Below are 23211 nucleotides of genomic sequence, written 5' to 3' on the forward strand. Positions count from 1 at the left end.
CCAATGGGAGGATATCCATGGATCGTCGTTCATTCATCAAGAAGGCCGGTCTCGCCGGCGCGGGCGCTGCTGCGGCCACGAGCCTGGCTGCTCCGGCCATCGCGCAGGAGAACCCGAAGATCACCTGGCGTCTGACCTCTTCGTTCCCGAAGGCGCTGGACACCATCTATGGTGCGGCCGAAACGATGGCGAGGTTCGTCAGCGAGGCGACGGGCGGCAATTTCCAGATCCAGGTCTTCGCCGCGGGCGAGATCGTTCCGGGCCTGCAGGCCGCCGACGCGGCTGCCGCCGGCACGGTGGAGCTTTGCCACACTGCTTCCTACTACTACTGGGGCAAGGATCCGGTCTATGCGCTGGGCACGGCCATTCCGTTCGGCCTCAACGCCCGCATGCAGAACGCCTGGTACTACTATCCGAATGCCGAAGGCGTTTCGGGCAACGACCTGATGAACGAGTTCTACGCCACGCAGGGCCTCATCGGATTCATGTGCGGCAATACCGGCACCCAGATGGGCGGCTGGTTCCGCAAGGAGATCAATTCGGTCGCCGACCTGCAGGGCCTGAAGATGCGCATCGGCGGCATGGGCGGCAAGATCATCGAGAAGCTTGGCGTCGTTCCGCAGCAGATCGCCGGCGGCGACATCTACGCGGCACTGGAGAAGGGCACGATCGACGCCACCGAGTGGGTCGGCCCCTATGACGACGAGAAGCTCGGCTTCAACAAGGTCGCCCAGTACTACTACTATCCCGGCTGGTGGGAAGGCGGCCCGGTGCTGCACACCATGGCCAACCTGGAGAAGTACAACGAGCTTCCGGAGCACTACAAGGCTGTGCTGGAAGTCGCCAACCGTGCCGCCAACACCGACATGATGGCCAGCTACGACGCCAAGAACCCGGCCGCGTTGAAGCGTCTCGTCGGCGCCGGCGCCCAGCTGCGTCCGTTCTCGCGCGAGATCCTGGAAGCTTCCTACGAAGCGGCCAAGGGCACCTATGCCGAGATCTCGGCCGAGAACGCCATGTTCAAGAAGATCTACGACCACCAGCTTGCGTTCAAGAAGGACGCCTATCTGTGGATGCAGATCTCCGAGAACACGTTCGATACGTTCATGATGATCCAGCAGCAGGCCGGCAAGCTCTGATCCTCAGCCCGCTGGCATGGCGATCTCACCGGACCCCGGGGCGGCAACGCCCCGGGGTCTTTCATAGGCGGGATGGGCGCCCTCAAGGTTATTGGCCGGTGCTGTCGGGCCGCCGGTCTGCAACAGGCCATGCATGCGCATGAAGGCATGCACGGCAACGGCAACCTCGCCGGGCTTCTCCACCATGGGGAGGTGGCCGGCGCTGGGCAGGAACAGCGTCGTCACCGCCGGCATTGCGGCCTGGATGCCGAACTGGTGACGGGGACGGATGACCCTGTCCATGCCGCCGACGATGTTGAGCGCCGGACAGGTGATCGCCGGCAGGACGTCCGACAGCGAGGTCCGGGAGAGAAGCCGCACCAGCGCCGCGATCTCCGCCGGATTGCTTCTCAAAAGGGACTGCCGGACCCGTTCGATCGCCTCGACATCCCTGCGCCCGCGCGGCGTTTCCCCTTGCGCCACGCAGGTGCGCGCGCCTTCGATGAAGCGCGCCGGCGTCGAAATCCAGAGCGACAGCAGGCGCTCGAATCCCCATTGACCGAAGCCGCGCAGGCGCAGAAGCCGCATGGCGAAGGGCTGGCAGCCATCAAGCCCGCCGCAGGACAGCGCGCCCATGATGACCAGACCCTCAACGAGCGCGGGATGCCGTGCGGCCAGGCCCAGCGCCATGAAAGCGCCGGTGGAATGGCCGACCAGCGTGACCGGACGGCCCTTGAAGTCGCGAACGATGGCATCCGCATAGGCATCAAGGATCGCATCCATGCAGAGCGCTCGGGCACCGGCACCAAGTGTCCAGGGAAAATGACCGGGGAGAGGGTAGGCGATGGCGGTGCCGGTACGGCAGACCGGCGGTGCATAGGTCTGCCAGAACGAGGGCGCCATAACCATGCCATGCAGCAGGACGGTGCGCGGGCCGTCACGGCGGGAGATGACAAGGGCAGGCGGTGTGGCAGGCATGGCGGCGATCCGGATGAGCCCACGTCAACGTGGCAGGCGCCGCCCTGGTTCCAATGAGAAAGCCGGGCGCGAGGCCCGGCTTTCCGTGTCTGGTCCAGAGGTTCCGGTCAATCGGCCGGGGCAGGCTCGATCCGCGGCGGGCCGCTGGGCATCTGGAGGCCGCCGGAGCCCTGCTGCTGTGCGCCATTGCCCGATTGCGGTGCCGGCGGCTGGTTGCCGAAATTCGGCGCGCCCTGCAGTTGCAAGCCCGGAAGCTGGATGGTGTTGCCATTGCCGCCGGTGGCCGGCTGGTTGCCGAAGTTCGGCGAACCCTGCAATTGCAGGCCCGGAAGCTGCAGGCCGCTGCCGCCGCCATCGGTCCCGGGAGCCGTTCCCGGCATCTGCAAGCCGCCGCCAAAACTTGGCACCTCGATCTTGATGTCGTCGGGATTGATGACCTTCTGGTCATCCTTGTAGTGGGTCACAAGGCGCGGATAGGCGATGATCAGCAGGATCACGCAGAACTGGATGATGATGTAGGGAATGGCGCCCTTGTAGATCTCGGTTGTCTTGACGCCCGGCATCGTCAGGTTCGTCGCCTTGTCGACCCATTCGGAGCGCGGCGCGATGGAGCGAAGGTAGAAGAGCGCGAAGCCGAAGGGCGGCGTCAGGAACGACGTCTGCAGGTTGATACCCAGGATGATGCCGAACCAGATCAGGTCGATGCCGAGCTTCTCGGCGACGGGCGCCAGCAGCGGCACGAGGATGAAGGCGATCTCGAAGAAATCGAGGAAGCAGCCGAGAATGAACACGATGATCGTGACGACGATCAGGAAGCCGTATTCACCGCCCGGCAGCGCCAGGAGCAGTTCCTCGATCCAGATATTGCCGTTCAGCCCGTAGAAGGTGAGGCCGAAGACGCGCGCACCGATCAGGATGAACATGACGAAGGCAGTCAGCTTCGTCGTCGAATCGAGCGCCTGCTTGAGAACGGAGAAGTTGATCCGCCGCTTCATCAGCGCCAGGACGAGCGCGCCGGTCGCGCCCATGGCGCCGCCTTCTGTCGGCGTGGCTATGCCGAGGAAGATCGTGCCGAGCACGAGGAAGATCAGCGCCAGTGGCGGGATCAGCACGATGACGACCTGTTCGGCCAGGCGCGACAGGATGCCGAGCTGGAAGCGCCTGTTGATGAGGCTGGCGGCAAGCGCCACGCCGACCGCTGTCGTCGCGGCCCAGACGAGCCGGACCTCGTAGCGCATGTCCGCGTAGACCGTGTGATAGGTGGCGAAATAGATGCCGACGGCCACGGCGAGAATGACAATCAGCGAGGTGACGCCGCCGCCCAGCGTGCGGGCCTCCATCGGCAGGGCCGGCGCCCAGGACGGTTTCACCAGCGTGACGGCGAAGACATAGAGACAGTAGGCGCCGACGATGATGGCGGCCGGCAGCAGCGCGCCGACATACATGTCGCCGACGGACCGGCCGAGCTGGTCGGCCATGACGATGAGGACGAGCGAGGGCGGCACGATCTGCGCCAGCGTTCCCGATCCGGCTATGGTGCCGGTCGCAAAGGAGCGGTTGTAGCCGTAGCGCATCATGATGGGCAGCGAGATCAGGCCCATGGCGATGACGGAGGCGGCGACGACGCCGGTGGTGGCCGCGAGGAGCGCGCCGACCAGGACGACCGCATAGGCAAGGCCGCCACGCACCGGGCCGAAAAGCTGGCCGACGGTGTCGAGCAGGTCCTCGGCCATGCCCGAACGCTCCAGGATCAGCCCCATGAACGTGAAGAAGGGGATCGCCAGCAGCGTATCATTGTACATGATGCCGTAGATCCGCTCCGGATGGCTCTGGAGCAAAGGCCAGAACAGGCGGATCTCGCTGGAAAACAGCGACATTTCCACGCCGATGGCGAAGAAGAGCAGGCCGCCGGCGGCCAGCGTGAAGGCCACCGGATAGCCGATCAGCAGCATCACCATGACGGAGACGAACATGATCGGCGCGAGTTCGTGTGCGATCAGGTCGAGCATCAGCGGGCCTCCTCGATGTCGAGTGCGGCTTCCGCCTCGGGCGGCAGGTCATGCTGGGGCATGGGGTCGTCGATGTCGCCGCGAAGCACGGCAATGCGCTTGATGATCTCGGAAATGCCCTGGGCCGTGAGCAGCAGGAAGCCGATCAGGACCATCATCTTGGCTGGCCACAGGATCAGCCCGCCGGCATTGGCCGAGATCTCGCCGCTGTTGTAGGAGCGCCAGAACCAGGGCCAGGCAAGCCAGACCATGAGCAGGCAGAAGGGCATCAGGAAGAAGGTGTGGCAGAAGAGGTCGACCCAGTCGCGCGTGCGCTTCGACAAACGGTTTGAAACGATGTCGATGCGGATGTGTTCGTTCTTCAGCAGGGTGTAGGCGGCCGCAAGCATGAAGACGGTGCCGTAGAGGTACCATTGCAGTTCGAGCAGTGCATTCGATGCACGCGGGATGGGCAGGAAGTCCGGCAGGCCTTCGCCGAGATAGCGCACGGTCGCGTTGTAGGCCGATACCAGGACGGCAGCGAGGATAAGCCACGATACCTGCCTGCCGATGAAATCGTTAATTCGGTCGATGAGTCGCGAGACCGCCAGTAGAACCGTCATGCATGCCCTCCCTTGCACCGGCTGCCCTGCCGGCGTGTTCTCCCGGACTCCCGGCTGCGCCGACAGTGCAACACAAGGGGTCGCTTGTCGACAGCAATACCGGTTCCCGCACGCCTGGCGGACCGCCCGGAATTTCCGGTTAGCAGATTTCAGGCGTGGCGAAAAGAAACTGGATAAGTTTTTTTACCAATTCATGCGTGTCCGCCAGGCACGGCGCATCCCGGCCCGTGGCACAGCCGGCAATTCCGTTACGCCAGACGGTCCATTCCGGTATTTTTCCGAATGGTTTCTGCTGGTTGGCTTCAACGGGCTTGCCAATATCAGCATTGGCGGCGAATTCGATTGACTGGATTTGCCCGGCGCAGAAAACTGCCCATGTATTGGGAAGGGCCACGCAGAGGGCCCGCGCCGGAGGAACGACAAAATGACGCTTCACGCGGTTAGCCTTGCCGACAAGTTCGACCTGTCCAGGAACCGGATCTTCGTGTCCGGCGCGCAGGCGATCGTGCGCATGCTGATGATGCAGCGCGAGCTGGACCGGCGCAACGGACTTGATACGGGGGGCTTCGTTTCCGGCTATCGCGGTTCGCCGCTCGGCGGGCTGGACCAGCAATTCTGGAAGGCGCGCAAGGAATTCGCCGCCAACGACATCGTCTTCAAGCCCGGCCTGAACGAGGAACTGGCTGCGACGGCCTGCTGGGGCAGCCAGCAGACGGAACTGCTCGGCGAAGGCACCAAGGACGGCGTTTTCGCGCTGTGGTACGGCAAGGGCCCCGGCGTCGACCGGTCCGGCGACGTCTTCCGCCACGCCAACCTGGCCGGAAGTTCGAAGCATGGCGGCGTGCTGGCGCTGATGGGCGACGACCACACGGCGGAAAGCTCGACCAATGCGCATGCCACGGAATTCCTCTTCGTTGACACGATGATCCCGATCTTCAACCCGGCCGGCGTCCAGGAACTGATCGATTATGGCCTTTACGGCTATGCGCTGTCGCGTTTCGCGGGCACCTGGTCGGCCCTCAAATGCGTCAAGGACAACATCGAATCGACCGCCTCCGTCGACGTTTCGCTCGACCGGCTCAACATCGTGCTGCCGGAATTCGACATGCCGAAGGGCGGGCTGAACATCCGCCACGAACTCAACCAGATCGGCCAGGAAGAGCGGCTGCACAACTACAAGCGGGCCGCGGCGGCCGCCTTCATCCGTGCCAACGGCCTCAACCGCATCATCTATTCGGGCGGGGCGAACGCCAAGCTCGGCATCATCACGGTGGGCAAGAGCTACCTGGACGTGCGCGAGGCGCTGGACGAACTGGGCATCGACGAGGCACGGGCGAACAGGATGGGCATCCGCCTGTTCAAGGTGGCCTGTCCCTGGCCGCTCGACCTTGAGCATATCAAGGAATTCGCCCTTGGCCTCGACACGATCATCGTGGTGGAGGAAAAGCGCTCGCTCATCGAGGTGCAGGTACGCGAGGACCTCTACGGCACGGCGAACCAGCCCGTGGTGGTGGGCAAGAAAGACGAGCGCGGCGACTGGCTGTTCCCGGTCAAGGGCGCGCTCGATCCCAATGACATCGCGGTGGCGATCGGGGAGCGCGTGCTGAAGGTCATCGGCCCGTCGGAGGAAATCGAGGCGCGCGTGAAGCAGATGCGCCAGTTCCAGGCCATGCTATCCGACACGAAGGACGTGGCGGTGCGCACCCCCTATTTCTGTTCAGGCTGTCCGCACAACACGTCCACACGGGTGCCGGAGGGGTCGCTGGCGGGCGCCGGGATCGGCTGCCACTTCATGGCCCTGTGGATGGACCGCAGCACCGTCGGCTTCACCGCCATGGGCGGGGAGGGCGCGCAATGGGTGGGCCAGGCGCCGTTCTCGAAGCGCAAGCACATGTTCCAGAACCTGGGCGACGGCACCTACAACCATTCCGGTTCGCTGGCGATCCGCTACGCCATCGCCTCGGGCGTCAACATCACCTACAAGATCCTTTACAACGATGCCGTGGCCATGACCGGCGGGCAGCCGCACGAGGGCACGCTTTCGGTCGACCACATCGCGGCGCAGGTGCGCGCGGAGGGTGTCGAGCGGATTGCTGTCGTCACCGACGAGCCGGACAAGTATGCCGGCGTGGTGGCGTTCCCGGAGCGCACGACCATCCATCACCGCGAGGAGATGGACGCCGTGCAGCGCGAACTGCGCGAGGTGCCGGGCGTCTCGGTGCTGATCTACGACCAGACATGCGCGGCGGAAAAGCGCCGGCGGCGCAAGCGCGGCACTTTCCCCGATCCCGACAGGCGGGTCATCATCAACGAGCTCGTCTGCGAGGGCTGCGGCGATTGCGGCGTGAAGTCCAATTGCGTCTCGGTCCAGCCGGTGGACACGGAGTTCGGCCGCAAGCGGCGCATCGACCAGTCAAGCTGCAACAAGGATTTCTCCTGCCTGGAGGGCTTCTGCCCCTCCTTCGTGACGGTGCATGGCGCCAGGATCCGCAAGTCCGAAGGCGCGAGCCTGGAGCAGGACCCGCTGGAGGGCGTGCCCGAACCCGCGCTGTTCGATCTTGGCAAGGGCGGATGGTCTTCCGTGGTCGACGGGGTCGGCGGAACGGGCGTGGTGACCATCGGCGCGATCCTCGGCATGGCGGCGCACCTGGAAGGCAAGGGATGCGGCATGATCGACATGGCCGGCCTTGCCCAGAAGGGCGGGGCTGTCTACTCCCATGTCCGCATCGCCGGGACGCCCGACGACATTCATGCGATCCGGGTCTCGGCCGGCAAGGCGGACCTGATCCTGGGCTGCGACCTCGTCGTTTCCGGTTCGGCCAAGGTGTTGGCGGCGACACGCGAGGGCGAGACACTGTTCGTGACCAACACGGCGGAAGTCATGCCCGGCGACTTCACGCGGTCGCCCGATTTCTCGCTGCCCACCGAACGCCTGAAGCAGGCGATCCGCAAGGCCGCAGGCGAGGAAAAGGCCCATTTCTTCGACGCCACGCGCACCGCGACGACGCTTTTCGGCAATTCGCTGGGCGCCAACATGTTCATGCTCGGCTTCGCCTACCAGCACGGCGGACTGCCGGTTTCGTCGGAAGCGATCGAGCAGGCGATCCGCCTCAACGGCCAGGCCGTGGACATGAACATCGCCGCCTTCCGCTGGGGCCGCCGCGCGGCCCATGACCGGGACGGGGTGATGGCGCTGGTCGACCGCCTGCGCGGGCGGCCGCGGCCGGACTTCTCGGCCGAAACGCTCGACGAGATCATCGCGCGGCGCGAGGCCTTCCTGACAGGCTACCAGAATGCGGCCTATGCGAAACGCTACCGGGCCTTGGTCGAAAAGGTGCGCGCAGCGGAGGCCAAGGCGGCGCCGGGATCCACGGCGGTCACGGAAGCCGTGGCGCGCAACCTGTTCAAGGCCATGGCGATCAAGGACGAATACGAGGTCGCGCGTCTCTACACCGACGGGGCGTTCAGGCAGCAGATGGCCCGCGAGTTTTCCGGCTATGACCGGCTGGAATTCCATCTGGCACCGCCCATCCTGGCGCGCAAGGACAACAAGGGCCATGCCCGCAAATCGCATTACGGGCCGTGGATGATGAAGGCTTTCGGCGTGCTGGCGCGGCTCAAGGGCCTGCGCGGCACGGTCTTCGACATCTTTGGCCATACCGAGGAACGGCGGATGGAGCGGGCGCTGCGCGAGCGCTATGCCGGCGACGTGGAAATGCTCGCGAAGCGCCTGGACAGCAAGCGGATCGCCGCAGCCGTCGAGGTGGCGGGCATTCCCTCCATGATCCGCGGCTTCGGCCACGTGAAGGCGGCGAATGCGGCCAAGGCGGATGCGGCGCGCGAGCAGGCACTCAAGCGCTTTGAAAACCCTGAACCGGACATGGCGCTCGCAGCGGCCGAATAGGCCGGAAGAGAGATGAAAAAGTCAAAAAAAAGGCGGCAAACCGTCGTGAAATAAGGGTTTCTTAAGCCGGAAATGCGAAAAGCCGGGTCCCGGGTACCGGATCTGGCGCATGCAGGACAAGAACAGAAAAACAGTCCAGGACCAGACGCACGACGAGTTCTATATCGCGTTCGTGCAGTCGCTCTTCGAGAATGGGCGCACGCTGATGATGGGCGTGGTGACCCAGATCGCGATGCTGTTGCTTGTCTACTGGAAGACCGGCGATCCCGTTTTCGCCTATATCGCGATCGGAATCCTCCCCGTCGGGCTCTTGCGCTCCTACACGGTCAACCGCTACCGCAATGCCGGCATCGCCCAGACGCTGGCAGAGGCCAAGCGCCGCGAATGGGCCTATATCGCCGTCGGCGCGCTGCATGGCGCGGCACTCGGCGTCTTCACCGTCTACAGCATCTATTTCGTGCGCGACGAATTCGCCGAGGTCGCCTCGATCAGCCTTGCGCTGGCGACCGCGGTCTCCATTCCGGGCCGCAATTACGGCTCGTCGCGCATGGTGTTCGTCCTCAACACCTTCCTGTCGCTGCCGATCTCGGCAACACTGATCGCGCGCATGGACGTCTATCACGTCGTCCTGGGCCTGCTGCTGGCGCCGTTCCTGTTCGCAATCCAGACCTTTTCCACCGACATCCGCGACAAGGTGCTTTCGCTTCTCAGGGAAAAGAAGAAGGCAAGCGCACTGGCCGTCCGCTTCGACAAGGCGCTCAACACCATGTCGCACGGTCTCGTCATGCTGGATGCGCGCGAATCGATCGTCGTGGCCAATTCACGGGCGTCGGACTTCTTCGGCCTGCGCAGCGCGCAGCACATGCAGGGGCGCACCTTCCATGCCCTGCTCAATCGCGGCGTCGCCGCGGGATTGCTGGACCGGCGGGACGCCCGCTACATCGCCGTCGAACTCTCTCGCGCCATCCGCGAGGGGCGCAACCGCAAGGTGCTGATCAAGCTTACCGACGGGCGCTATTTCGAACTGTCGGCCCGCGAGGGCGACGACGACCTTTCCGTGATCACGTTCGAGGATGTTTCCTCGCGCATCGCATCGCAGGAAAAGATCCGCTACATGGCGCGCTTCGATGCCCTGACCGGCCTCGCCAATCGCGGCTACTTCCAGGAGATCGTGGCGGAATCGCTGGCCGAGGGCGACCCGGAGCGGATGTGCGCCATGCTGGTGCTGGACCTGGACGACTTCAAGGGCGTGAACGATTCGCTGGGTCATCCGGTCGGCGACGCCCTGATCTTCGCGCTCGGGGAGCGGCTGAACGCCCAGAACGAGGACCACCTGAAGGTTTCACGGTTCGGCGGCGACGAGTTCATGGTGTTCTTCGACGAGATCCATGACGAGGAAGACCTGAGGGAGAAGATCAACGCCCTCTACCAGCGGCTCAAGGCGCCGGCCGACGTCGCGGGCAACCTGCTGTCGTTGCAGGTGAGCGGCGGCGCGGTCATGGCCAAGGTCCGCGACACGAGCGTCGACAATCTGATCGTCAAGGCCGACCTGGCCCTCTACAAGGCCAAGGGGATGGGCAAGAACAGCTGGGAACTGTTCGAGGAAACGCTCGACCGGGCCTTTCGCGAGCGGCAACGGCTGAAGGGCGAGTTGCGCGGTGCCATCGAGCGCGACGAACTGACGGTGCTGTACCAGCCGATCGTCGATGCGCGGACCCTGCAGGTTGCCAGTTGCGAGGCGTTGTGCCGCTGGCATCATCCCGAACTCGGCAACATTCCGCCATCGACCTTCATTCCGCTCGCCGAGGAAATGGGCATCATTTCCTCGATCTCTGCCTTCGTGCTGAAGCGGGCGACCCTCGATTGCGCCGAACTGCCGGGCGATATCCGCATTTCCGTGAACCTGTCGGCAAACGATTTCCGTTCGCCCGAGATCGTGGCGACGGTCGAGCGGGTGCTGAAGTTCTCGGGGCTGGAACCTTCGCGCCTGGAGATCGAGGTCACGGAAACGGCGCTGGTGGACGACAAGGCGAAGACCTGGGCCTATCTGGAGGAACTCAAGGTTCTCGGCGTCACCATCGCGCTCGACGATTTCGGCACCGGCTACTCGAATCTCGGCTATCTGAACGCCCTGCCTCTCGACAAGATCAAGGTGGACCGGTCGTTCCTCTCGGAGATGGAAACCAACCCGAAGTCACTGGAACTGCTCAAGGGCGTTGTCGAATTGTCACGGCGCCTGCAGCTTGGCGTGACCATCGAGGGCGTGGAAACCGAACAGCAGTTCCGGCTGCTGGTGGAAACCGTGCACCCCGATTTCATCCAGGGCTTCCTGTTCGGCGCGCCGCTTTCCAAGCGCGGCATTGCCGCCATGATCCAGGCAATCAGACCCCTCAAGGACGCGACCCGCAGGGCCAACGTCACGACACGCTGAAGGGCCGGCGGAAACACTGCCGGAGAACGATTTTTTCTAATTAACCAATTGTTAAGGTTAACGATAGGTAAATGGAACCCACCCATTTGTGGGCTTTTTCCGAAGCGTTTGTTTGCCTACACTCTCCCTCTGGTTCTTTTACGAGGGGAAGGCCATGAATGCGGCAAGCGAACCCGCCGTCGTCGGCCAGTTGACGAGAACGGCGTCTGCCCAGGGCGCCATGCTCAAGCGCTTTCTGGCCTATCTGGACCGGATCGAGTACAGGCGCGTGACCTGCGGCGAAGCCCTGGAAGAGGTCGCCCGTCTCCGCTACAAGTCCTATCTCCAGAACAGCCTCGTGACCCGGAACGAAACCCGGCAGATCATCGACCAGTATGACGGCGACGCGAACGCCTACATCTTCGGGGTCTATCTGGACGAGGAACTCGTGGCGACGATCCGCCTCCATCATGCCTCGAAGGCGTTCCCGCGTTCGCCCGCCATGGAGATGTACAGAGACATCCTGATGCCGCGACTGGAGGCAGGAGACAGCTATATCGATCCCAGCAAGCTGGCTGTCGATCCCGACATCGTGTCGGGATCCATCATGATACCCACCGTGACCATGCGGCTGGCCTATATCGCCTGCCGCTACCTGCAGGTTCCCTACTACATCACCATGCTGCGGGACGACCACGAGGTCTTCTACAAGAAGATGTTCGGGTTCTACAGGATTGCGGAAGCCCGCGACTACAAGGGCGCGGTCAACTGCAGCGTGCCGCTGTACGAAGGCGACATCGCCCGGTTCGGCGCCACGACAGTCGAGCGTTTTCCCTTCTTCCAGTTCACGGAAGCGGAAGGGCGCATGCTCTTCGAGCGCCCGGTCGTCGGCGCTGGCGCGCCGCTCTCGATCCTGCCATCGGCGAAATACCTGATCGGCGAACCCGCGTGATACCGTTCCGCCGCGGCACTTGCGGTGGAGTCGCCTTGCGGCGTATATGATCCAGCCCACGCCACTCCGGACCGGTGCGGCGCGATTGTGGCATCACGGCATGGCGGCCAAGGCATGAACGACAAGGTGGCACTGGTCCGGGGGGTCATCTGGGCCTCGGACCTGACCGAAGGCGAACTCGAACGCGCCGCGCAGGGAATCACCGAACGCACCTACGCCAGGGGTGCCTATGTCTGTCACCGCGGCGACCAGCTTTCCCACTGGGGCGGCATTCTCGAAGGGCTCATCAAGATGAGCACGATCGGGCGGTCGGGCAAGGCGGTCACGTTTGCCGGACTCGGCAACGGGGCCTGGTTCGGCGAAGGCTCGGTCATCAAGAACGAGCCGCGAAAGTATGACCTGGTGGCGCTGCGCGAGACCCGCCTGGCACTGATGAACCGGCAGACCTTCATGTGGCTCTATGAAAATTCCGTCGGATTCAATCACTACCTGCTGCGCCAGATCAACGAGCGGCTGAGCCAGTTCATCGCAACCGTCGAACATGACAGGATCCTCGATTCCAAGGCGCGCGTGGCACGCAACCTGTCCTGGCTGTTCAATCCCGTGCTCTATCCCGGCGTCGTCAGGACCGTCGAGATCACGCAGGATGAACTCGCCCTCCTGACCGGCGTGTCCCGCGCGGTCACCAATCGCAGCCTCGGCGAATTGCAGGACGAGGGCCTGCTGACCGTGGAGCACGGCAGGATCACGGTTCACGATGTCCGGGGACTGATGCACTACGGCGACTAACCTGCCTCAAGGCGACCGGACGCTAGAACCCGCTCGCCGACACCGGGCATGATTCGCACTCGCCAGCGCCGCACGCTTTGCGGCCTGTAAAGCATCACTACGACCTTTGTCTGTCAACCGGAAAGTTGCCAGCGGGCTGTTTTCGTGAAATTTTCAGCGGCACATAAAAAGTCCTGTCCGGAAAGGACGGGCGACCACGGGAGAAACACTGCCTTTCTTGCAAGAGGGGCAGATCGGCAAGGAGGAGGCCGCTTTGACGCAGCATCACGCGTCTTTGGACACGTTTCCCAAATACCTGCTTCTCAACGCGAAGCGGTTCGCAAACCGTCCTGCCATGCGTCACAAGGACCTGGGCATCTGGCAAAGCTGGACCTGGGCGGAGCAACTCGACGAGGTGCGCGCGCTGGCGCTCGGCCTTCAGGCCATGGGCGTGGTGGCGGGAGACAAGATCGCCATCGTCGGCTCCAACCGGCCGCGCCTTTACTGGTCGTTTGCGGCGGCCCAATCGCTGCAGGCCGTGCCCGTGCCCGTCTATGCCGATGCCGTGGCGGAGGAAATGGCCTATGTGCTGGACCATGCCGGTGTGCGCTTCGCCGTCGTGCAGGACCAGGAACAGGTCGACAAGATCCTCTCCTTCCGCGAGAAGATCCCGATGCTCGAACAGGTCGTCTATGACGAACCGCGGGGCCTGCGGGACTACGACCACGACCACATGCATGCCTTCGAGGCCGTGCAGACGCTCGGACGGTCGCGGCTGAAGGAGGATCCCTCGCTGGGCAAGGCGTGGGAGGAGGGCATCAATGGCGCCTCCGGAGAGGATCTGTCCATCATCCTCTACACGTCGGGCACGACCGGACGCTCCAAGGGCGTGATGCTCAAGGCCGTCTCGGCGGTCAGGGCGGCGCAGGACACGGTGGCCTTCGACAGGCTCTCCGAGCGTGACGAGGTGCTGGCCTACCTGCCGCTGGCATGGGTCGGCGACCACTATCTCAATTATGCGCAGGGCTATGTTTCCGGCTTCTGCATGGCCTGCCCGGAAAGCCCGGAAACGGTTCCGCAGGACCTCAAGGAAATCGGACCGAGCTTCTACTTCGCGCCGCCGCGCGTGTTCGAGGGGCTGCTGACTTCGGTGATGATCCGCATGGAGGATGCCGGAGCGCTCAAGCGGCGGCTGTTCCATTACTTCATCGACGTCGCCAAGGCGTATGGCGAGGACCTGCTGGAGGGGCGGCCGGTTCCGTTCTCCGGCAAGCTCAAATACTGGCTGGGCAACCTGCTCGTCTACGGGCCGCTCAAGAACACGCTCGGATTTTCCAACATCCGCGTGGCCTATACCGCCGGCGAGGCGATCGGTCCGGACCTGTTCTCCTTCTTCCGTTCGCTCGGCATCAACCTGAAGCAGCTTTACGGGCAGACCGAGGCCTTCCTCTATGTCACCTGCCAGAAGGATGCGGATGTGCGCGCCGACGCGGTCGGACCCGCGGCGCCGAATGTCGATATCCGGATTGCCGAGGATGGCGAAGTGCAGTTCCGTTCGCCGGGCATGTTCTCGGGCTATTTCAAGGAAGAGGAAAAGACGGCGGAGACGCTGACCGAGGACGGCTACGTCAAGACCGGCGATGCCGGGTTCTTCGACAAGGACGGACAGCTCAAGATCATCGACCGCGCCAAGGATGTCGGCCGGCTGACGACCGGCGCGCTGTTCGCGCCGAAGTTCATCGAGAACTCGCTCAAGTTCTTCCCCAACATCAAGGAAGCGGTCGCCTTCGGGCACGGGCGCGACAAGGTGGGCGTGTTCCTGAACATTGACCTGACGGCGGTCGGCAACTGGGCGGAGCGCAACAACATCTCCTACGCCTCCTACCAGGAACTGGCAGGCCACCCCAAGGTCTACGAGATGATGGCCGAGCATGTGGCGGAAACCAACCGCAAGCTGGCCGAGGTCGAGATGATGGCCGGCGCCCAGATCAGCCGCTTCCTCGTGCTGCACAAGGAACTGGACGCCGACGACGGCGAACTGACGCGCACGCAGAAGGTGCGCCGTTCCTTCATCGCCGAGCGCTACGGAGAACTCATCGAGGCGCTCTATGACGGCTCGACGGAGAAATATGTCGAGACGGAAGTGACCTACGAGGACGGGCGCAAGGGCAAGATCCGCGCGACGGTCCAGATCCGCGACGCGAAGACCTTTCCCGTGAACGCGGCACAGACGCACAAGGAGGCAGCGGAATGAACGCACCGCTGAAAACCGCCGACCTGAGGGCTTCGGAACGGTTCCGCATGACCGCCCACCAGGACGGCATCGCCAAGGGCGAGGTGCTGCTCGAAGTGGAAAACGTGTCGCTGTCCTTCGGCGGCGTGAAGGCGATCACCAACATTTCCTTCGACATCCGCAAGGGCGAGATCCGCGCGATCATCGGCCCGAACGGTGCTGGCAAGACCTCGATGCTCAACGTCATCAACGGCTTCTACCATCCGCAGGAAGGCACGATCACCTATCGCGGACAGAAACGCTCGCAGATGCGTTCCACCGAAGCCGCGCGCCAGGGCATCTCGCGAACGTTCCAGAACATCGCGCTGTTCAAGGGCATGTCGACGCTCGACAACATCATGACCGGGCGGATCACCCTGCAGAAACGCAACATCTTCTGGCAGGCGCTGTGGCACGGGCCGGCGATGAAGGAGGATCTGGAGCATCGCGAGGCGGTGGAGCACATCATCGACTTCCTGGAGATCCAGCATATCCGCAAGACGCCGGTCGGCCGTCTCCCCTACGGCCTGCAGAAGCGGGTGGAACTGGGCCGCGCCCTGGCGGCCGAGCCCGCGCTGCTGCTGCTGGACGAGCCCATGGCGGGCATGAACCTGGAGGAGAAGGAGGACATGAGCCGCTTCATCCTCGACGTGAACGACCAGTTCGGCACCACGATCGCGCTCATCGAGCACGACATGGGCGTCGTCATGGACATTTCCGACCGGGTCGTGGTGCTGGACTACGGCCGCAAGATCGGTGACGGTGCGCCCGACGAGGTTTCCAGGAACCAGGATGTCATCGACGCCTATCTCGGCGTTTCGCACGACTGAGGCGGGGGAGAACCATGTCACCAGAATTTCTCTACTTCATCGAAACGGTGCTCAACGGCCTGATGGCCGGCGTGATGTATTCGCTCGTCGCGCTCGGCTTCGTGCTGATCTTCAAGGCCTCCGGCATCTTCAACTTCGCCCAGGGCGTCATGGCGCTGTTCGCGGCGCTGACACTGGTCGGCCTGCAGACCGGGCAGGTGCCGTTCGCCCATCTCATCAACGCCATCTTCGGCACCGAACTGCACCATTTCGGCTGGGAACTGCCGGCTGTCGTCGCCATTGCCGGAACGCTCGTCGTCATGGTGGCCTTCGCCTGGCTCTTCGAGAAGCTCGTGCTCAAGCATCTCGTCAACCAGGAGCCGATCATCCTGTTCATGGCGACCATCGGGCTTGCCTACTTCCTGGAAGGTTTCGGCGACCTGATGTGGGGCTCGGACGTCAAGACGCTGGATGTCGGCATCCCGTCGGGCGGGTCCTTCTGGTGGGAGGACGTGACGCGCGAATGGGCAACCGAGGGCTCCGACTATTTCGGCATGTATATCGACGTGCTCGATGTCTATGCCGCCGTGATCGCCGTCATCCTCGTGGTCGCGCTGACCTTGTTCTCACAATACACGCGAACGGGCCGCGCGCTTCGCGCGGTGGCCGACGACCATCAGGCAGCGCAGTCGGTGGGCATCTCGCTGCGCAGCATCTGGGTCATCGTCTGGTCGATCGCGGGCTTCGTGGCCCTGGTCGCCGGCATCATGTGGGGCTCGAAATCGGGCGTGCAGTTCTCGCTGTCGCTCATCGCGCTCAAGGCGCTGCCGGTGCTCATCCTGGGCGGCTTCACCTCCATCCCGGGCGCCATCGTCGGCGGGCTGATCATCGGCGTCGGCGAGAAGCTGGCCGAACTCTACATCGGACCGCTCGTCGGCGGGGCGATCGAGAACTGGTTCGCCTATGTGGTGGCGCTGGTGTTCCTGCTGTTCCGTCCGCAGGGGCTGTTCGGCGAAAAGATCATCGAGAGGGTGTGACGAACAATGCTTTACCGTGAAGCCGGCGATTTCAAGTCGACCTACGCCGCCGACCAGCAGACCTTCCCGATCAAGTCGGAACGCGTGCTCTTCTGGGCGGCCATGGCCTTTGCCTTCATCGCCATGCCGCTCCTGCTGGGCGCCTATCCGGAAGGCTCCACCTACTGGGTGAAGGCCATCCTGCTGCCATTCCTGGTGTGGTCGATGATCGCGCTGGGGCTCAACATCCTGACGGGCTATTGCGGCCAGGTGTCGCTTGGCACCGGCGGGTTCATGGCTGTGGGCGCCTTTGCCTGCTACAAGCTCATGACCGCCTTTCCGGACCTCAACATCATCATCTGCATCGTGCTGTCGGGCGCGGTGACGGCCGGGGTCGGCGTCCTGTTCGGCCTGCCGTCGCTGCGCATCAAGGGGTTCTACCTGGCGGTGGCGACACTGGCCGCACAGTTCTTCCTGGTGTGGATGTTCAACAAGTTCTCCTGGTTCTACAACTATTCGGCCTCGGGCCAGATCACGGCGCCGGAGCGCACCATCCTGGGCGTGGCGGTGACGGGGCCGAACTCGGCGCCCTGGGCGACCTACCTGCTGGCGCTGACGCTGCTGTTCATCTTTGCCTGGGTGGCGCGAAACCTGACGCGCGGGCGCATCGGGCGCTCCTGGATGGCCATGCGCGACATGGACATCGCCGCCGAGATCATGGGGGTCTCGCCGCTCAACGCCAAGCTCTCGGCCTTCGCCGTCTCGTCCTTCTACATCGGCATGGGGGGCGCGATGTTCTTCGCCGTCTATCTGGGTGCTGCGGAAGTGACGGAAGCCTTCGGCATCGACAAGTCCTTCGATGCGCTGTTCATGGTCATCATCGGCGGGCTGGGTTCCATTCTCGGCGCCTTCCTCGGAGCCGGCTTCATCGTGCTCTTCCCGATCTTCCTGACCGTGGTGATGCGCGACGGCCTTGGCTGGCCGACCGCCACCGTGGAGCATTTCCAGATCATGATCGTCGGCGGGCTGATCATCTTCCTGCTGATCGTCGAGCCGCACGGCCTGGCGCAACTCTGGCGCCTGACCAAGGAGAAACTCAGGCTCTGGCCATTCCCCTATTAGGGGATAGACTGCACGCAACCGGCCGCGCAGCGGCCGGGTGCATCCCTTCGGATCGTCTCACAAATGGGAGGAACATTCATGAGACTGAAGACAATACTTGCAACGGCGGCGATGGTGGCCGTCATGGGAACGGCTCCGGCCATGGCCGAACTGGTGTTCCCGGCCCTGTCCTACCGGACCGGCCCCTATGCGCCGAACGGCATTCCCTTTGCCGACGGCTATGCCGACTACCTGACGCTCGTCAACGAGCGCGACGGTGGCGTCGAGGGCGAAAAGATCCGCATGATCGAGTGCGAGACCGGCTACAACACGGAAAAAGGCGTGGAGTGCTACGAGTCCACCAAGGGCGAAGGCGCGCTCATCTACCAGCCGCTGTCCACGGGCATCACCTACCAGCTGATCCCCAAGGCGACTGCCGACAATATCCCGGTCCACTCCATGGGCTACGGGCGCACCTCGGCAGCCAATGGCGCGATCTTCCCCTACATTTTCAACTATCCGGCGACCTACTGGGATGGTGCCTCGATCATCATCAACCACATCCTTGCGGAGAACGGCGGCGACATCAACGGCAAGAAGATCGCGCTCGTCTACCACAATTCGGCCTATGGAAAGGAGCCGATCCGCACCCTGGAGGAACTCGGCAAGAAACACGGCTATACGCTGTCGCTCTACCCGGTCGACCATCCGGGCCAGGAGCAGAAGGCGACCTGGCTGCAGATCCGCCGCGACCGTCCCGACTACACGCTGATGTGGGGCTGGGGCGTGATGAACCAGGTGGCCATCCAGGAAGCCGTCAACATCCGTTACCCGATGGACCGCTTCATCGGCATCTGGTGGTCGGGTTCGGAAAATGACGTGCTGCCCGCCGGTCCGGGCGCCAATGGCTACAAGCACGTGACCTTCCACGGCGTCGACGCCAACTACCCGGTCTTCGCCGACATCAAGAAGTATGTCACGGACGCCGGCAAGGCAGCCGGCGACGGCACCAATGTCGGCACCGCGCTTTACAACCGCGGCCTCTATGCCGCCATGCTGGCCGTCGAGGCAGCGCGCACGGCGATGGGCATCCACAATACCAAGCAGATCAACGGCGAGATGATGCGTGACGGCATGGAGGCCCTGAAGCTCGACCAGGCGCGCATGACGGAACTCGGCCTGCCGGGCTTCGGTCCGGAGATCAATGTGAGCTGCGCCGACCATGGCGGCCCGGGCCTGGGCGCCATCGCCCAGTGGGATGCAGAGGCCAAGACGTGGAAGCTGATCAGCGATTTCGGCCCGGCCGACCGGGAAGTCATCGACGCGCTGATCAAGGAAGACTCCGAGGCCTATGCCAAGGAGAACAACATCGAGCCGCGCAGCTGCGAGTGACGCGGACCTGACAACCACTCCGGCGCGGGACCCGTGTCCGCGCCGGGGATCCGGAGCATGTCCTGACCCGCTCGGGTGCTCTGTCTCATTTTTCCTGCAATTCCGGACGCGGAACCGGTTCCCGGTTTCGCCGGAATTGCCCTAGTGACGGCCGGGAGCCGGTGATCGGGAGGATTTCGCATGGCGGAAGCGGCAAGGGCCACGAACACGGCCGAAACGCTCTTGCAGGTCAACAATATCGAGGTGATCTACAATCACGTGATCCTCGTCCTGAAGGGCGTGTCGCTCTCGGTTCCCAAGGGCGGCATCACGGCCCTGCTCGGCGCCAACGGCGCCGGCAAGACGACAACGCTGAAAGCCATCTCCAACCTGCTGCATGGCGAGCGCGGCGAGGTGACGAAAGGATCCATCTCCTTCAACAACGAGGTGGTGCACAACCTGTCGCCGAACGACCTTGTGCGCCGCGGCTGCATCCAGGTGATGGAGGGCCGCCATTGTTTCGGGCACCTGACGATCGAGGAAAACCTGCTGACGGGCGCCTTCACCCGCAAGGACGGAAACGCCAATGTGAAGCGCGACCTGGAGATGGTCTATGACTATTTCCCGCGCTTGCGGGAGCGGCGGGGAAGCCAGGCGGGCTACACGTCGGGCGGCGAGCAGCAGATGTGCGCCATCGGGCGGGCGCTGATGAGCCGGCCGAGCATGATCCTTCTGGACGAGCCGTCGATGGGCCTGGCGCCGCAGCTTGTCGAGGAGATTTTCGAGATCGTGAAGAAGCTCAACGAGGAGGAGGGCGTGTCCTTCCTGCTGGCGGAGCAGAACACGAACGTCGCGCTGCGCTACGCCAAATACGGCTACATCCTGGAATCCGGCCGAATCGTGCTCGATGGCGAGGCCTCGGCCCTGCGCGAGAACGACGACGTCAAGGAATTCTATCTCGGCATTGGCGGCGAGGGGCGCCGCTCCTTCCGCGAGGTCAAGCACTACAAGCGGCGCAAGCGCTGGCTGGCCTGAGGCTGGACCGTTTTTCAGAAAATCATCAAGGGGCTGCCATCGGGCGGCCCTTTTCGTTGGCGGCCGGCCGATGCTTCAGCATCCGGCGCCGTTCCCGATCGCGTCGATGAGCGCGGGAAGATCGCCCAGATGCGCGATCTCGCGAAAGCGGGGGTGATCGACGGGCGCGGGCGCATGCTCCAGTTCCCAGGTCAGTTCATGGGGAACATGAACGGCCCAGCTTCCGGCCTCCAGGGCCGGGAGAATGTCCGATTTCAGCGAGTTGCCTACCATCAGCGCATTGCCGGCGCCGGTCCCGTGGCGGCGGAAAAGGTCGCGATAGGTCCGGCTTGTCTTTTCCGACACGATTTCCACGGCATCGAAGAAATCACCGAGGCCGGAGGCGGCGAGTTTCCGCTCCTGGTCGAACAGGTCGCCCTTCGTGATGAGCACGAGGCGATGCTTTCCGGCAAGGGCCGTCAGCGCCGCGCGGGCATGGGGCAGCGGCTCGACAGGGTGTTCATGCATCTCCCGCGCCGCATCGAGAATCAGGCGGATCTCGGCGCCGGAAACCGAATTGTCCGTCACTTCCAGCGCCGTCTCGATCATGGAGAGCGTGAATCCCTTGATGCCGTATCCGTAGCGGGCAAGGTTTCTCCGCTCGGCCGCGAGCAGGCGCTCGGACAGGCGTTCGGGGGAAACATGATCCGCGAGGATGCCGGCAAAGCGTTCCTGGGTCAGCCGATAGAAACGTTCATTGTGCCACAAAGTGTCATCGGCATCGAAACCGATCGCGTCCAGGTGCGGCATTTTCACCTCTTCCAATCACGGTGTGGCAATCTGGAACGCCCAAGCGCCATTGATGCCATTGCCCTTGGGGGCAGGATTCGCTAAGGGCAATAAAAACAGATTTCGGAAGGGGTTGATACGATGGCCGACAATACGCCGACGGGTCCTGTGGAAATGGGCGCGGAGATGGACTACGCCGAGCACGAAAAGACTTATTCCCTGTTCCTCGCCCTGGCAAAATACGGCACGATCGCCTGCGTGGCGCTGCTGATTGCCATGGCTTTCGGCTTCTTCACGACGGCCGGCTTCATCTCGTCGGTCATCCTTTACGTGATCGTCTTCGCACTCGGCGTGTATCTTCTGAAGTAAGGCACGCCGTGGCCGTGAGGCCGGAGCACCTGCGCCGCGACCTTGGGGGACATGGCGCGGGCCCAGTCATGTAGTCCGTCCCCCTGGGGAGGAGCTGAGGGTGGCTCACACAGTTTTCATTCCGGTTGAGTCCGACAGCGCGGAATCGCGCGTGGCGGCGTCGCCGGAGACCGTCAAGCGCCTCAAGGGGCTGGGCCTCGATGTGGTCGTCCAGAAAGGCGCGGGGCTGAAGTCGCGGATCACCGACGCCGAATACGAAAAGGCGGGCGCAACGCTCGGCACGGCCTCGTCGGCTGGAAAGGCCGATGTCGTGCTCAAGGTCCGCCGGCCGGACGCCAAGGAAACCAAGACCTACAAGGCGGGTGCGCTGGTCATCGCGGCCATGGACCCGTTCGGGCACGAGGACTCGGTGAACGCCATGGCGCAAGCCGGCCTGTCGGCCTTCGCCATGGAGTTCATGCCGCGCATCACGCGCGCGCAGGTGATGGACATCCTGTCCTCCCAGGCGAACCTCGCCGGATACCAGGCGGTGATCGACGCCGCGGCGGAATTCGACCGCGCCATGCCGATGATGATGACCGCCGCCGGCACCGTGCCGGCCGCCAAGGTCTTCGTGATGGGCGCGGGCGTCGCCGGCCTCCAGGCCATCGCCACGGCCAAGCGCCTGGGTGCCGCGGTCACCGCGACGGACGTGCGCCCGGCTGCCAAGGAACAGGTCGCCTCGCTGGGCGGCAAGTTCATTGCCGTGGAGGACGAGGAGTTCAAGGCTGCCGAAACCGCCGGCGGCTATGCCAAGGAAATGTCGAAGGAATACCAGGCCAAGCAGGCGGCGCTGGTGGCCGAGCACATTGCCAAGCAGGACATCGTCATCACGACGGCGCTCATTCCGGGCCGGCCGGCGCCGCGGCTGATCTCCGCCGACATGGTGAAATCGATGAAGCCGGGGTCGGTGATCGTCGACCTGGCCGTGGAACGCGGCGGCAATGTCGAGGGCGCCAAGGCCGGCGAGGTCGTGGATGTCGACGGCGTGAAGATCGTCGGCCATCTCAACATGGCCGGGCGCATCGCGGCCTCGGCGTCGCTGCTCTATTCGAAAAACCTCTATGCCTTCCTTGAAACCATGGTGAACAAGGAAACCGGCGAGGTCTCGATCAACCGCGACGACGAACTGGTCAAGGCGACGCTGCTGACGCACGGGGGTGCCGTCGTGCATCCGGCCTTCGCGCCGAAAGAGGCGCCAAAGGAAATCCTCGTGGCCGATGACGCCGCGAACAAGAAGGGAGAGGCGTGATGTCCGCCGAAAAACTCAACGACAGCCTCGACCAGCTTGAGCAGGCGGTTCAGGCGGTGCGACAGGCTGCCACGTCCTTCCAGGTCGACGTCCGCAACGGTGTGGCCGACGCCGCAGCCGCTGCCCATACCGTAACCGGCGGGATCGACCCCTTCGTATTCCAGTTCTCGATCTTCGTGCTGGCGATCTTTGTCGGCTACTATGTCGTCTGGTCGGTGACGCCGGCCCTGCACACGCCGCTCATGGCGGTGACCAACGCGATCTCCTCGGTGATCGTGGTGGGCGCGCTGCTGGCGGTGGGCATATCGGCCTCGGGCATGGCGACCGGCTTCGGCTTCATCGCCCTCGTCCTTGCCTCCGTGAACATCTTTGGCGGGTTCCTCGTCACCCAGCGCATGCTGGCCATGTACAAGAAGAAAGAGAAGTGAGGACCTGACC

General features: G+C 63.7%; 19 protein-coding genes. 14 read left to right on the forward strand and 5 right to left on the reverse strand.

Annotated features, from left to right (window positions below; all coding sequences use genetic code 11):
- The first annotated feature begins 17 nt into the window (after positions 1–17).
- Positions 18–1139 (forward strand): TRAP transporter substrate-binding protein, encoded by a 1122-nt coding sequence (locus ACLB6G_RS10020; RefSeq protein WP_410356030.1) that lies wholly within the window; start codon positions 18–20, stop codon positions 1137–1139.
- A gap of 3 nt (positions 1140–1142) precedes the next feature.
- Here ACLB6G_RS10020 and ACLB6G_RS10025 read toward each other — a convergent pair whose 3' ends face one another.
- The 4 genes from ACLB6G_RS10025 to ACLB6G_RS10040 all read right to left on the reverse strand — a co-directional run bounded on the left by ACLB6G_RS10025 (position 1143) and on the right by ACLB6G_RS10040 (position 5143).
- Positions 1143–2096: an alpha/beta fold hydrolase gene (locus ACLB6G_RS10025; RefSeq protein ID WP_410356031.1), complete on the reverse strand. Its 954-nt coding sequence runs from the start codon at positions 2094–2096 to the stop codon at positions 1143–1145.
- A 107-nt stretch (positions 2097–2203) separates the two neighbouring features.
- Entirely contained in the window at positions 2204–4105 is a 1902-nt protein-coding gene (locus ACLB6G_RS10030) for a TRAP transporter large permease (RefSeq protein ID WP_410356032.1), read from the reverse strand.
- Positions 4105–4707: a TRAP transporter small permease subunit gene (locus ACLB6G_RS10035; RefSeq protein ID WP_410356033.1), complete on the reverse strand. Its 603-nt coding sequence runs from the start codon at positions 4705–4707 to the stop codon at positions 4105–4107. Before ACLB6G_RS10035 ends, ACLB6G_RS10030 begins: the two co-directional genes overlap by 1 nt.
- Positions 4708–4846: 139 nt before the next feature.
- Positions 4847–5143 carry a hypothetical protein gene (locus ACLB6G_RS10040; RefSeq protein ID WP_410356034.1) on the reverse strand — a complete coding sequence of 99 codons (297 nt, stop codon included), beginning with the start codon at positions 5141–5143 and terminating at the stop codon, positions 4847–4849.
- Here ACLB6G_RS10040 and ACLB6G_RS10045 point away from each other — a divergent pair.
- From ACLB6G_RS10045 to ACLB6G_RS10090, 10 genes are all read left to right on the forward strand, one after another.
- The gene (locus ACLB6G_RS10045; protein WP_410356035.1) at positions 5132–8611 is read left to right on the forward strand and encodes an indolepyruvate ferredoxin oxidoreductase family protein; all 3480 of its coding nucleotides are present in this window, start codon (positions 5132–5134) and stop codon (positions 8609–8611) included. The genes ACLB6G_RS10040 and ACLB6G_RS10045 overlap by 12 nt on opposite strands.
- 109 nt (positions 8612–8720) lie before the next feature.
- The gene (locus ACLB6G_RS10050; RefSeq protein WP_410356036.1) at positions 8721–11042 is read left to right on the forward strand and encodes a putative bifunctional diguanylate cyclase/phosphodiesterase; all 2322 of its coding nucleotides are present in this window, start codon (positions 8721–8723) and stop codon (positions 11040–11042) included.
- 154 nt (positions 11043–11196) lie between these two features.
- A complete protein-coding gene (locus ACLB6G_RS10055; RefSeq protein WP_410356037.1) occupies positions 11197–11973 on the forward strand; it encodes an N-acyl amino acid synthase FeeM domain-containing protein in 777 nt (258 codons plus the stop codon).
- A 114-nt stretch (positions 11974–12087) separates the two neighbouring features.
- The gene (locus ACLB6G_RS10060) at positions 12088–12762 is read left to right on the forward strand and encodes a Crp/Fnr family transcriptional regulator (RefSeq protein WP_410356038.1); all 675 of its coding nucleotides are present in this window, start codon (positions 12088–12090) and stop codon (positions 12760–12762) included.
- Between the two features lie 253 nt (positions 12763–13015).
- Positions 13016–14995: an AMP-binding protein gene (locus tag ACLB6G_RS10065; RefSeq protein ID WP_410356039.1), complete on the forward strand. Its 1980-nt coding sequence runs from the start codon at positions 13016–13018 to the stop codon at positions 14993–14995.
- 47 nt (positions 14996–15042) lie between these two features.
- A complete protein-coding gene (locus ACLB6G_RS10070) occupies positions 15043–15843 on the forward strand; it encodes an ABC transporter ATP-binding protein (RefSeq protein ID WP_410356420.1) in 801 nt (266 codons plus the stop codon).
- A gap of 14 nt (positions 15844–15857) precedes the next feature.
- A complete protein-coding gene (locus ACLB6G_RS10075; RefSeq protein ID WP_410356040.1) occupies positions 15858–16859 on the forward strand; it encodes a branched-chain amino acid ABC transporter permease in 1002 nt (333 codons plus the stop codon).
- Between the two features lie 6 nt (positions 16860–16865).
- Complete coding sequence (locus tag ACLB6G_RS10080; protein WP_410356041.1) at positions 16866–17960, forward strand: branched-chain amino acid ABC transporter permease; 1095 nt, start codon at positions 16866–16868, stop codon at positions 17958–17960.
- A 78-nt stretch (positions 17961–18038) separates the two neighbouring features.
- Entirely contained in the window at positions 18039–19331 is a 1293-nt protein-coding gene (locus ACLB6G_RS10085; RefSeq protein ID WP_410356042.1) for an ABC transporter substrate-binding protein, read from the forward strand.
- A gap of 180 nt (positions 19332–19511) precedes the next feature.
- Complete coding sequence (locus tag ACLB6G_RS10090) at positions 19512–20345, forward strand: ABC transporter ATP-binding protein (RefSeq protein WP_410356043.1); 834 nt, start codon at positions 19512–19514, stop codon at positions 20343–20345.
- Positions 20346–20420: 75 nt separating this feature from the next.
- Here the strand turns inward: ACLB6G_RS10090 and ACLB6G_RS10095 are convergent, their stop codons facing one another.
- Complete coding sequence (locus ACLB6G_RS10095) at positions 20421–21134, reverse strand: HAD family hydrolase (protein WP_410356044.1); 714 nt, start codon at positions 21132–21134, stop codon at positions 20421–20423.
- 120 nt (positions 21135–21254) lie between these two features.
- Here ACLB6G_RS10095 and ACLB6G_RS10100 point away from each other — a divergent pair, with 120 nt between their 5' ends.
- The 3 genes from ACLB6G_RS10100 to ACLB6G_RS10110 all read left to right on the forward strand — a co-directional run bounded on the left by ACLB6G_RS10100 (position 21255) and on the right by ACLB6G_RS10110 (position 23201).
- Positions 21255–21482, forward strand: coding sequence for an aa3-type cytochrome c oxidase subunit IV (locus ACLB6G_RS10100; protein WP_410356045.1), 228 nt, complete (start codon positions 21255–21257; stop codon positions 21480–21482).
- 100 nt (positions 21483–21582) lie between these two features.
- Complete coding sequence (locus ACLB6G_RS10105) at positions 21583–22773, forward strand: Re/Si-specific NAD(P)(+) transhydrogenase subunit alpha (RefSeq protein ID WP_410356046.1); 1191 nt, start codon at positions 21583–21585, stop codon at positions 22771–22773.
- Positions 22773–23201, forward strand: a complete 429-nt coding sequence (locus ACLB6G_RS10110; protein ID WP_410356047.1) for a proton-translocating transhydrogenase family protein — start codon at positions 22773–22775, stop codon at positions 23199–23201. The genes ACLB6G_RS10105 and ACLB6G_RS10110 overlap by 1 nt, the downstream gene beginning before the upstream one ends.
- Positions 23202–23211 lie beyond the last annotated feature (10 nt).

Origin of the sequence: Zhengella sedimenti (genome assembly GCF_046506625.1) — a bacterium.
Taxonomy (GTDB): domain Bacteria; phylum Pseudomonadota; class Alphaproteobacteria; order Rhizobiales; family Rhizobiaceae; genus Zhengella; species Zhengella sedimenti.